This is a genomic window from Microbispora oryzae (assembly GCF_017896165.1).
Lineage (GTDB): Bacteria > Actinomycetota > Actinomycetes > Streptosporangiales > Streptosporangiaceae > Microbispora > Microbispora oryzae.
Genome location: NZ_JAFCNB010000011.1, coordinates 220,083 through 231,142 on the forward strand (window position 1 = coordinate 220,083; position 11,060 = coordinate 231,142).

Here is an 11,060-nt window from a genome sequence, read left to right on the forward strand (position 1 = left end):
GGGTGGCTCATACAGTCAAGCTGGTTTTCGCTACGGGAACAGCTAATACAACGCCTTCACATCTAACACTATGTAGCCCCATGGTGTTCCACGTCCGCGGCAGATTTCTCGATCTGTGGATGGTCGCGGGCCTGGGACGTACCCATATCGGTACAGACTGGAACTCTCATGACCTGCCCCCGCCTCGTCGCCACCGATCTCGACGGCACCGCCCTGCGCGCCGACGGGACGATCTCCCCACGTACGGCCGCCGCCTTCGCCAGGGTGGAGGAGGCCGGCGGCACGCTGGTCTTCGTCACCGGCCGCCCGCCCCGCTGGATGCACACCGTGGCCGGGGCCGTACGGCACCGTGGGCTGGCGATCTGCGCCAACGGCGCCCTGGTGTACGACCTGCACAGCGAGGAGATCGTGGAGGCCCATCTGATCGCCCCGGACGTGCTGCGGGAGTGCGTAGGCCGCCTGCGGGACGGTGTGCCCGGCCTGCGGTTCGCGGTCGAGTACGAGGGCGGCTTCGCCCATGAGACGGAATTCACACCCGGAGGCTGGGACTCCCGGCGGCCGACCGGGCGGGAGACCCCCACCGCGGCGCTCATCGCCCGGCCGTGCGCCAAGCTGCTCGCGCAGCACCCGTACATGGACCCGGACGATCTCCAGCTTCTCGTGCACGGGCTCGTCGGCCAGCTGGTGACCCCCACCCACTCCAGCCGCCGGGCCCTGATCGAGATGAGCGCCCACGGTGTGACGAAGGCCTCCGCGCTGGCCGTCCTGGCAGAGGAGCGCGGCATCGAGCCGGCCGAGGTGATCGCGTTCGGGGACATGCCGAACGACCTGCCCATGCTGAGCTGGGCCGGCGTCTCGTACGCCGTGGCGAACGCCCACGCCGACGTGCTGGCCGCCGTGGATCATGTCACGGCGGCCAACGACGACGACGGGGTGGCCCGGGTGCTGGAGACGCTGTTCTAGTGGACTTCTAAACCGTCACAGGTAGGGGCCGCCGCCCCGGTGGCCCTGGTCGTCCTGGGGAACGCCGCCCGGCAGGGCGCGGCGCATCTGCTCAAGCTGGGCGCGGGCGGCCATCTGCTGCGCGAACAGGGTGGTCTGGATGCCGTGGAACAGGCCCTCCAGCCAGCCGACCAGCTGCGCGTGCGCCACCCGGAGCTCCGCCTCGCTCGGCGGGGTGCCGTTCTCGTCGCTGAAGGGCAGGGACAGCCGTTCCAGCTCGTCGACGAGCTCCGGGGCGAGACCCTCCTCAAGCTCCTTGACCGAGCTCTCGTGGATCTCCTTCAGCCGCCGCCGGCTCGCCTCGTCGAGAGGCGCCGCGCGGACCTCTTCGAGAAGCTGGCGGATCATGCTGCCGATGCGCATCACCTTCGCCGGTTGCTCGACCAACTCGGCGACCGACCGCTCCTGCTCGCCCTGCTTGCCGTCGTCGCCGGAGATGAGACCCTCAGGCCCAACGACGACGATCTGCGGGGTGCTCTCGTCTGCGTTCATTGATCCCTTATGACTCCTGGTTCGGATCCAGCGGATGCTCCGTGCCCACCCGCTCCAACCTAGCTCACCGGATCAGCAGGATCTTTCCGATGTGTTCGCCCTGCTCCATCAGGCGGTGGCCCTCCGCGGCGTCCCGCATCGGCACCTCCGCGTGCACGACCGGCCGGATGGCCCCGGCCCCGACCAGCGGCCAGATGTTGTCGACGACCCCGCGGCAGATGGCGCCCTTCTCGTCCACCGGGCGGCCCCGCAGGCCGGCCGCGAAGATCGAGGCCCGCTTCGTCAGCAGGACGCCCAGATTGAGCGTGGCCGAGGCCCCGCCCTGGAGGCCGATGACGACCAGCCGCCCGCCCGTGGTGAGGGCGGCCAGGTTTCCCTCCAGATACTTGGCCCCGATGATGTCGAGGATCACGTCGGCCCGCCCCCGGAACCGTTCCGCGAAGTCCTCCTCGCGGTAGTTGACCCCCTCGTCCGCGCCGAGGTCGAGGCAGCGCCGCACCTTCTCCGCCGTACCCGCCGTCACCAGCACATGGGAGCCGAACGCCTTCGCGAGCTGGATCGCGAGCGTGCCGATGCCGCTCGCGCCGCCGTGCACCAGCAGCGTCTCGCCCTTGCGCAGCCGGGCGGCCATGAAGACGTTCGACCAGACCGTGCAGGCGACCTCGGGCAGGCCGGCCGCCTCGGCGAGGGAGATCCCCTCGGGCGCCGGCATGACCTGCTGCCAGGGGACGGCCACCCGCTCGGCGTACCCGCCACCCGCGAGCAGGGCGCAGACCCGGTCGCCGACGGAGAAGCCCTCGACGTTCTCGCCGATCTCGGAGATCACTCCGGCGCATTCGAGGCCCGGGATCTCGGACGCGCCGGGCGGCGGAGGATAGTTCCCCTGCCGTTGCAGGACGTCGGCCCGGTTCACGGCCGAGGCTGTGACGTCGATGACAACCTCGCCCCGGCCCGGACGCGGGTCGGGCACTTCTCGCCAGGCCAAAACCTCAGGTCCGCCCGGCTCAGTAATCACGATCGCGCGCATGTGACCTAAAGTAGCTTGGCGGAGAACTCAGAGGTTGCCCGGATTCACCGTATTACGTGGCGCTAATCTGCATTGTGTTTGCTACCCCATTAGCCCATCCCGAGGGGGAACACGGTGGCGAGACATGATCGTGAGGATCCCCATTCTCTCGAGGACCAGCTCGCATGGCTTGACGCGATCAAGGAGATGCCCGACGAAGTGGAGATCGCGGTCAGCGCCGTGACCTCCGCGACGCTCGCCGCTCCCCAGCCGGCCCCCGCTCCGCCCGCCGAGCCCGAGGCCACCTCGCCGTACCCCAAGGACCCCTGGAGCCACGTCCCGTCCGAGTCGACGTCGGGCACGCTGCTGCGCGGTGCCGTCGAGTCGGTGTACGGCTCGCCGGCCGTCGAGGACGCTCCCGCGCGGGAGGACGGCCCGGCCTTCGGGTCCGGCTCGTCGTACGGAGAGCCGTCGTTCGGCGGATCTTCTTTGGGAGGGTCGTCGTTCGGCGGCTCGTCCTTCGGCGGTTCGGACACGAGAGACTTCGGCACGCCGGGCTTCGGCCGCGACCCGCTCTTCGGCGACAAGGAGCCGGCGTCCGGAGCCGGCTCCGCCGACGAGGGCCGCCGGTCGGCGTTCGCGACGGAGCCGGAGGAGGACGCCGCGCCGGAACCGGCCGCCGAGCGTGCCGGAGACGCGACCGTCGCCGTCGACCGTGCCCCGGGATCCTCGTCACTGGGATCCTCGCCCGTGGAGGCCACGCAGTCGCTTGAGTCGTTCGCCGACCGCTCGCGCGAGGACGACGACTACTCCACCTCGCCTCCCGGAGCCCTCGACTCCGGCTCGCCCTTTTCCGGCCCGCTGTTCGGGGAGCGGTCGGAGGGGCGTGGAGCGTTCTCGCGGTCACCGGCGGACACCGACGCCTACGGCGTCGGCGCGTTCGGCGAGGTGGACGGCGGCGGTGACAGCCGTGCCGGCGGTCGTGGTGAGAGTCGCGACGAGGCCGAGGAGACGTCGTCTTCGGCGACCACCGGCGAGCAGCAGTTGCGCGGCTGGCTGGAGCCGGCCGTACCGGTCGACATCGCCAAGGTGGAGGCGGGCCTGTCGGCGGAGACGCCGGCCTCGGATCTCCAGGAGCCCGGCGAATCGTCGGATGCCACAACGGCCGCCGACCAACCGCCGGGCGACCACTCCGTCCGGGACGAGGAGCGGGACGTCGAGGAGCACTCGTCGCCGTACCAGCCGTATGAGCCGGAGCCGACGGTGACGGCCGAGCGGGAGTGGCAGCCCTACGGCGGCTCGCCCACCGGATCGTCTGTGGGCTTCTCCGGGGGCTCGGCGGGTGATTCGTTTGGCGGCTCAACGGGCGGCCCATCGGGCGGCTCCTCGGGCGGCTCGGAGACCGACCGGGACGCGGGCTTCGGCTCCACCGGGGAACGGGGCTTCGGCCTGACCGCCGACCACGCCGCGGACATCTCCTTCGGCTCCTACGGCACGGAGCGGAGGACCACCGCGGAGCCCGCCCAGGACCCCGAGCGCGAGCAGGCACCCCCCGCCCGCGAGCGACAGCCGTACGAGGCGGATCCGCCGCTCGGCGCCGAGCCGGACCGCGAGGCCGTCGCCGAGCGGGAGCCGTACCAGCCGCGGCGCAGGCAGGCCCCGTCGCCCGGCGCGTTCGGCTCACCGGCCCGCGCGACGGGCGCCAAGGCGGGCGGGCCGACCGCCGACAGTCTCGACCCCGTCACCCTGCTGAGGGGCCGGCGGAACGCTCCCGCCGCCGGTTGGCGGCGTCTCGTCTACAAGGCGTCGGCGGGGCTGATCAAGCCGGGCGAGCCGCCGGAGGTGCGGCGCCGCCGCGAGCTGGTCAACCGCGCCCGCACCCCGGTCGCCACCGGCCACCATCGCGTCGCCGTGCTCAGCCTCAAGGGCGGCGTCGGCAAGACCACGACCACCGTGGGCCTCGGCGCCACGCTCGCGCAGGTGCGCGGCGACCGCGTCATCGCCGTCGACGCGAACCCCGACCGCGGCACGCTGTCGGACAAGGTGGAGCTGGAGACGTCCGCGACCGTACGCGACCTGCTCAACGAGCGCGCGCAGATCAAGCGGTATGTGGACATCAGAGCGTTCACCTCGCAGGGGCCCTCGCGGCTGGAGATCCTCGCGTCGGATCGCGACCCCTCGGTCTCGGAGGCGTTCAGCGGCAAGGACTACCAGGCGGTCTCCCTGGTGCTGGAGAACTTCTACTCCATCTGCATCACCGACTGCGGGACGGGCCTGCTTCACTCGGCCATGTCGGGAGTGCTCGGCCTGGCCGACCAGCTCGTGCTGGTCAGCTCTCCCTCGGTGGACGGGGCCCGAGCCGCCTCCGCCACCCTCGACTGGCTGGAGGCGCACCACTACAGCGATCTGGTGCGGGCCGCCACGGTCGTCCTGTGCAGCGTCCGCCCCCGGTCGAAGTCGACGGTGGACCTCGACCGGCTGGAGGCCCACTTCGCCGCCCGCTGCCGGGCCGTCGTCCGCGTGCCGTACGACCCCCACCTCGAAGAGGGCGCGGAGTTCGACCTGGACCGCCTCCAGGAGGCCACGCGGGACGCCTACCTGCGCCTCGCCGCCTCCGTGGGCGACGGGTTCGCGGGTCCCCAGGCTCTCAACGAGCGCCGGTTCTCCGAGATCCCCGATCACCTGTGACCACGGGCTGTCATGTCCGCCGTACGAGCCGGAGCCTGTCCTGCGGGCGCCGGCTCGTACGGGCGGATTCCGGTCGCGGGTAGGTGTGAGGCGATGAGAGACTAAGCTGCAGCGGGCGTCCTGCCCGCCCAGGAGAGCTCGCCTAGTGGACGATGGCGGCGGTCTTGAAAACCGCTAGGCCGGGTGACCGGTCTCGTGGGTTCGAATCCCACGCTCTCCGCTCATGTGATGTCGCAAGACATCGGAAACCCTCGAACCTACGGGTTCGGGGGTTTCTTCGTGTACTGGGGTTGGTAGTCGCGGGGACCCCGCAACCCGGCCATTAAGTCTCTCCAAACGCGGAACAACTCGCCCGATGACCCGGGGCCGGCTCAGGGGAATCGGGGAAGTTCAGAGAATCCGCGATTCGCCCCCTTTCCGCTCTTTTCAATCGTTCTCGGCCGTGACGACCTAGGCTGGTCTCTGACACGTACGGTCCGAATCCGGGCGCTTCGGCGATTCTGCCGATTCCGGGATAAACGGGATAGGTGACAGTGCAGCAGATCGTCAGGTACGAACTGGATGCCGAAACCGTTGTCGGTTTCGAAGTGGAACTGGGGCCTGGTTACCATCCGGCTGGCGCCGAGGAAGTCGTGGGGCGAATCAAAGAGGCGGTCGACCCCGCGGTGCAGGCGGCGCGAGCGGTGCTGGAGAAGGTGAAGGAAACCCGGCCGGACGAAATCTCCCTCAAGTTCGGCATCAAAGTCAGCGGGACGATGAACTGGTGGGTGGCCAAGGCCGCCACGGAGAGCAACTTTGAGGTAACCCTCACGTGGAGACCCGATCCGGAGCGGCCGGAGGGGCCCGGGGAGTGACTACGGCGCCCGCCTCCACCCCCTGGGTGGCGGCGGTCTACGTCTCGCCGGAGGCGACCTACCCGATGGGGGCGGGCGTGGTCATCGACGACCGGCGCGTCCTGACCTGCGCGCATGTCGTCAGAGACCACGCCCGGGTGGTCCGGGAGGCCGTCTGGTTGGAGTTCCCTCTGGCTTATGGCCTGCCGCAGCAGCGGTTCCGTGCGGTCCCCGCGAACGTGGCGCCCGAATCCTTGGAGGACGTCGCCGTCCTTCGCCTCGACGCGCCGGTGCCCCCCGGCGTGAGTGCGGCCCGGATTCGCTGCCTAAGTCCGGACGGCCTGCCCCGAGGCAGCCGATGGTGGGCTTTCGGCTTTCCGTACGAGGACCCCTTCGGCGACTCGGCCACCGGATCCCTGGGAGACGGACTAGGCCGAGGGTGGATCCGTCTGGACTGCGACCCCGGCCGGTCGCTGGCCCGAGGCTTCAGTGGCACGGGGCTGTGGTCGGAAGACCTGGAGGCCGTGGTCGGCCTCGTAGCCCAGGCCAGCCACACGGGCGTCGGCGGCCGGGCGATCACCTTGCACCGCGTTCACAGCTGCCTGGACGGCGAGAACATTCTCGAACTGGACCGGTGGTCGGCCGCCGAAGCGGGCGAGCAGGCATTGGCAGCATGGGGTTGGACGCTGGAGCGCGACCCGGAAGGCGCGCGGCACTGGCGACCACGGGCCCGGGGAGTGTCGGCCGACAGCGAGTCCGGACACCGCTTCCAGGGCCGGACACGGGCGTTGCGGGAGATTGCGGACTGGCTGGAGCATCCATCTCCGCGACGGCGCCCTCTGGTCGTCACCGGCTCTCCGGGGGCCGGCAAGTCAGCCGTGCTGGGCCGAATCGTGACCACGGCCGACCCGTCGTTCCGCGCGACGTTACCCGCCGACGACGACGCCGTGCGCGCGCCGGAGGGGTCGGTGTCCTGCGCGGTGCACGCCAAGGGCAAGACCGCTCTCGACGTGGCGACCGAGATCGCTCACGCGGCCTCGGCGGTCCCGCCCGAGCGTGCAGAAGACTTGGCGCCCGCTGTCCAAGGCGTTCTCGGCGGGCACGGACGGCGATTCAACGTGATCATCGACGCCATGGATGAGGCCGCCACCCCGGCCGAGGCCAGGGCGATCATCGGCCAGATCATCCTCCCGCTTGTGGAGACCTGCGCCGAGGACGGCATCGGGATCCTGGTGGGCACCCGCTATCACGACGGCGAAGGGGACCTGCTGCGCGAGTTCGGCAGCCCTCAGTTGGTCAGGCTCGACGACGACTACTTCGAGGAGGAGGACCTGATCCGTTACACGCAGGCGACCCTCCAGCTCAGGGGCCACGAGCGTCCGGGCAACCCGTACGCCGACCCGGGGGCGGCACGGCCCGTCGCCGAGCGCATCGCCCGCCTCGCCGGGCCCAATTTCCTGATCGCCGGGCTCGTCGCCCGCGCACACGGCCTGCACGACACCGAGGCGGTGGCCGCGGCGGAGGTGTCCTTTCCCTCCCAGGTCGGTTCCGTGCTGCTCCGCTATTTGGCGCGGATGCCCGGCGCGGGCAGGGTGTCCGCGGATCTGGTGCTGACGGCGCTCGCGTTCACCCAGGCGCCCGGCATGTCGCTGGACCTCTGGCGACTGGCCGTGAACGCGCTCAGTGGCGAGAAGATCTCCAAGCAGGACCTCTCTCGCTTCGTCCGCTCCTCCGCGGCGAACTTCCTGATCGAGTCCAGCGACGATCAGGATGCGAGGGTGTTCCGCCTCTTCCATCAGGCGCTGAACGACGCGCTGTTGGACGCGCGGGCCCAATTGGTCGCCCGGCGGCATGATGAACTCACCCTGACCCAGGCGTTTCTCGCGCGAGGCAGAAAGGCCGGATGGGATCGCGCCGACGACTATTCACTGCGCGCCCTTCCGCTGCACGCAGTTCGGGCGAAAGCCGTCGACGAACTGCTCGCCGATTCGGATTACCTGCTCCACGCAGATCTTCGACGCGTGATTCCCGCCGCTGACGCGGCGACCGGCGCAGCCGGCCGCCGCAGGGCCCGGCTGCTCCGCCTCACGCCGCAGGCGACGAACCAGCCGCCGCCGATCCGCGCGGCCATGTTCGGAATCACGGAAACCATCGAGAACCTGGGCGAAAATTACCGGGGGATCAGCCGGCCGCTGCCATACCGCGCGCAATGGGCCTCGGCCACCGAACTCATGGAGTGGGGTTTCTTCGAAGGGCACACGGATTGGGGATATGACATCCGCGCGTGGTCCCAGGACGGGCAGGCGCGTCTGGTCACCGCGGCCGCCGACGGCACCGCCCGTGTCTGGGACCCTTCCACCGGCGACGTCCTGCTCACTCTGCGTGGGCACGTGGGCGAAGTGAGAAGCACGACCGCACTGCACATGCCGGACGGCGCATGGTTGGCGACCGGCGGCGCGGACCGGACGATCCGGATATGGGACGCCGCCGGCGGAGATCTCCTTCGTACGATCGAGGGCCACGCTGGGGAGGTCAACGGGCTCTGCGCGCTGACCCTCGGCGGGCGCCTCTTGTTGGCGAGTGCGAGTGCCGATCACACCGTACGGCTCTGGGATCCGGAGACCGGACAACCGCTGCGCGTACTCCGCGGCCACACCGACTGGGTGTGGGCCGTCTGCCCAATCACGCGCGGCGGGCGCCTCTTGTTGGCGAGTGCGAGTGCCGATCACACCGTACGGCTCTGGGATCCGGAGACCGGACAACCGCTGCGCGTACTCCGCGGCCACACCGACTGGGTGCGGGCCGTCTGCCCAATCACGCGCGGCGGGCGCCTCTTGTTGGCGAGTGCGAGCGCCGATCACACCGTACGGCTCTGGGATCCGGAGACCGGACAACCCCTGCGCGTACTCCGCGGCCACACGGGCGGCGTGACCGACGTCTGCGCGCTCTCGGGCGACGGGACCATGCTGGTCAGCGCGAGCGCGGATCACAGCCTGCGGGTGTGGGACGCGGCTGATGGTGAGTTCCTGCACAGGCTCGACGGGCACACCGACGAGGCCAGGAGCGTGTGCGAGATGATCATTGAGGGTCGATCGTACCTGGCCAGCATCGGCAACGATCAGGTCGTGCGCGTGTGGGATCCCCTCGTCCGGAGAGGCATTCCGGCGTTCGACCCCGAACCGGGGGAAGACGCCCGCGATGCCGCGACGCTCGTCGTACTGGAGCACCCACACCTGCCCATGGGCGACCCCGCGACCGCCCGCGTCTGGAATCCCGCCGTCGGCCACCACCGCCGTACGCTCCGAGGCCACGACGGCTGGGTCTGGGGGGTGTGCGCGGTCGAGGCGGCGGGCCGCCGGCTTTTCGCGACGGGGGACGCCGACAGGACGGTGCGGATCTGGGATGGCGCCACCGGACGACGGTTGCACACGCTGCACGGCCACGCGGGCGAGGTCAACGGCGTCTGCGCGTTCACCTTCGAGGGGCGCGACTGTGTCGCCAGCGCCAGCGACGACTCGACGATCCGGCTGTGGGACCCCGCCACCGGTCGTCACCTCCGCACGCTGGAGGGTCATGAAGGAGGAGTGAACGGCGTCGGCGCCGTCACGATCGACGGTCGTCACCACCTGGGCAGTGCCGGCGACGACGCCACGATTCGCCTGTGGGACCCTGCCACGGGATCGAACATCCGCACGCTTCGGGGGCACACCGACTGGACGTGGAGCCTGTGCGAGTTCGTCCTGCACGGACGCCCCCATGTGGCCTCCACCAGCAACGACAACACCGCACGGGTATGGGACCCGACCACCGGTCGCTGCCTGCTCACTCTTGAAGGCCACACCGACTGGGTCCGAGCCGTCTGTACCGTCACGGTGAACGGCAGGCCCTATCTGGTGACCGCGAGCCACGATCGCACGGTCCGGATCTGGAACCCCTCCACGGGGGACGAGTTGCGGACCTTCGACGGCCACACCGACTGGGTCCGCAGCGTCCGGGCCGTGACGCTGAACGGTCGCCCCTGCGTGGCGTCCGCCGGCGGGGGCGAGCGGTCGGTACGCCTGTGGGACCCGACACGGAACCGCTGTGTCCATGTCATGCCCGTCCACCACCAGGCGCTGGCTCTGGCGTGGGACGGCCTGCGGCTGGCTGTGGGCATGTCCGGGGGGATCCTGGCGGTCGCACTCGACCAGCAGCCTGCCGCGCCCTGCTGACCCCTAAGAGGACGGTTTGTGGGTTGGCGTGGTCGTCAGCTGATCCTCTGCACGGTGGCACCCTGTCGGATGGCGCGGGGGATCTCGGCGACGGAGTCCACGATGTCGATCAGGTGGGCGATGCTCTCGGCTGGAGCTGTGGAGCTGACGTCGACGGTGTAGGTGAGACCGGTTGACCGCCAGCTCTCGACATCGAAGCCGCCGGCTGCGGAGACGCGCACTCCCAGGAGTTCGATTCCCAGTGCGGCGGCCTCCCGGTAAAGGTCGTTGAGGACGCATCCCGCCGCCGCGAGGTGAAGGAGATGTCCTCCGGTGAAGTCCGCCCTGACGCTCACGCCCTCGGGCGTCCACCGATGAGGGAAATGCACCGCGTGCTCGTCCGTCTCCCTCAGCGATCCCGCGCTCACGATCACGTTGAAGCGATCATCCATGATTGGGCTCCCGGCACCTCAGGCGTACGGACGTGACGACAAGAGCCGTCCTACACGTCGCAGCCGCCAACCGGCAACACAGCAGCGTGAAGGCGTCGCGTTTCAGACGGGGGTTAGAGCGTTGGGGTCGGCGGATTGGCGGCGCCACACTGATGGGCTGACACCGCGGGCCCGCTTGAACGCCACGCTGAAGGCGAAGGAGTCCTCGTACCCGACCTTGCGGGCCACGGTGGCAACGGTGGCGTCGGTGTCCCGAAGCATGTCCGCCCCTAGTACTCCAGCCGTAGATGGCGATCTTGCGTGTGGGCTGGTGGCAGAGATGGGAACGGCCACCGCGATCATCGAGTGTTGTGCTGACAATCAAAGATCAGGCGGTGGCCGCAGGCGATAGCGTAGC

General features: G+C 70.0%; 8 protein-coding genes and 1 tRNA gene. 5 read left to right on the forward strand and 4 right to left on the reverse strand.

The window, feature by feature from the left end; translation table 11 throughout:
• Nucleotides 1-168 precede the first annotated feature (168 nt).
• A complete protein-coding gene (locus JOL79_RS21115; protein ID WP_210157584.1) occupies nucleotides 169-963 on the forward strand; it encodes an HAD family hydrolase in 795 nt (264 codons plus the stop codon).
• Between the two features lie 15 nt (nucleotides 964-978).
• On the opposite strand, the gene JOL79_RS21120 is transcribed toward JOL79_RS21115, so the two are convergent.
• Together JOL79_RS21120 and JOL79_RS21125 are read right to left on the reverse strand one after the other, a co-directional pair.
• Nucleotides 979-1,494, reverse strand: coding sequence for a bacterial proteasome activator family protein (locus JOL79_RS21120; RefSeq protein WP_210157585.1), 516 nt, complete (start codon nucleotides 1,492-1,494; stop codon nucleotides 979-981).
• 64 nt (nucleotides 1,495-1,558) lie between these two features.
• Nucleotides 1,559-2,521 (reverse strand): NAD(P)H-quinone oxidoreductase, encoded by a 963-nt coding sequence (locus tag JOL79_RS21125; protein ID WP_210157586.1) that lies wholly within the window; start codon nucleotides 2,519-2,521, stop codon nucleotides 1,559-1,561.
• Nucleotides 2,522-2,707: 186 nt separating this feature from the next.
• Here JOL79_RS21125 and JOL79_RS21130 point away from each other — a divergent pair, with 186 nt between their 5' ends.
• From JOL79_RS21130 to JOL79_RS21145, 4 genes are all read left to right on the forward strand, one after another.
• Complete coding sequence (locus tag JOL79_RS21130) at nucleotides 2,708-5,188, forward strand: MinD/ParA family ATP-binding protein (protein WP_210157587.1); 2,481 nt, start codon at nucleotides 2,708-2,710, stop codon at nucleotides 5,186-5,188.
• A 131-nt stretch (nucleotides 5,189-5,319) separates the two neighbouring features.
• A tRNA-Ser gene (locus JOL79_RS21135) sits at nucleotides 5,320-5,408 on the forward strand.
• Between the two features lie 307 nt (nucleotides 5,409-5,715).
• On the forward strand, nucleotides 5,716-6,042 hold the full coding sequence (locus JOL79_RS21140) for a CU044_2847 family protein (protein WP_210157588.1): 327 nt from the start codon (nucleotides 5,716-5,718) through the stop codon (nucleotides 6,040-6,042).
• On the forward strand, nucleotides 6,039-10,232 hold the full coding sequence (locus JOL79_RS21145) for a trypsin-like peptidase domain-containing protein (protein WP_210157589.1): 4,194 nt from the start codon (nucleotides 6,039-6,041) through the stop codon (nucleotides 10,230-10,232). The genes JOL79_RS21140 and JOL79_RS21145 overlap by 4 nt, the downstream gene beginning before the upstream one ends.
• 35 nt (nucleotides 10,233-10,267) lie before the next feature.
• Here JOL79_RS21145 and JOL79_RS21150 read toward each other — a convergent pair whose 3' ends face one another.
• Nucleotides 10,268-10,663 carry an OsmC family protein gene (locus JOL79_RS21150; protein WP_210157590.1) on the reverse strand — a complete coding sequence of 132 codons (396 nt, stop codon included), beginning with the start codon at nucleotides 10,661-10,663 and terminating at the stop codon, nucleotides 10,268-10,270.
• A 102-nt stretch (nucleotides 10,664-10,765) separates the two neighbouring features.
• Nucleotides 10,766-10,924: a helix-turn-helix domain-containing protein gene (locus tag JOL79_RS21155; RefSeq protein ID WP_307848649.1), complete on the reverse strand. Its 159-nt coding sequence runs from the start codon at nucleotides 10,922-10,924 to the stop codon at nucleotides 10,766-10,768.
• Nucleotides 10,925-11,060 lie beyond the last annotated feature (136 nt).